General features: G+C 72.2%; 1 protein-coding gene. It reads left to right on the forward strand.

The window, feature by feature from the left end; genetic code table 11:
• Nucleotides 1-435, forward strand: a 435-nt coding sequence (locus GO615_RS29985) for an IclR family transcriptional regulator domain-containing protein (protein ID WP_211167434.1), incomplete at both ends; no start/stop codon positions are given.

Raw genomic sequence — 435 nt, forward strand, 5'->3', positions numbered from 1 at the left:
CGCTCGTACGCTGGACGGGCCAGGAGGCCGTCGTCATCAAACAGGTGGCGAGCCGGCACGACATCGCACACGTCACGCCGGTCGGTGCGCGCTACGCGACGGCATTGAGCTCATGCGTCCAGGTGTTCCTCGCGGACCAGCCGCCGACGCGCGTCGACGCGCGGATCACTGCGGGCACCATCGACCTGCCCGGGGCGGACGACGGGGCGCTCGAGGGGCTCCACGCCCTGCTCGAGGGGGGTCGTGACACGGGCGTCTTCATCAACGATCGGCGAACGTCTGCCGACGTCATCGGCCTCGCAGCGCCGGTGCACGACCACCGCGGAGATCTCGCCGCCGCCGTCCTGCTCGCGGCACCCGCCCATCGAGTCGGCGCGGACGGCATCGGCCTGCTCGCTCGCGCCACCCGCGAAGCTGCCGAGCAGACGTCACGAG

It is taken from the genome of Aromatoleum evansii (genome assembly GCF_012910805.1).
Classification (GTDB): Bacteria; Pseudomonadota; Gammaproteobacteria; order Burkholderiales; family Rhodocyclaceae; genus Aromatoleum; species Aromatoleum evansii.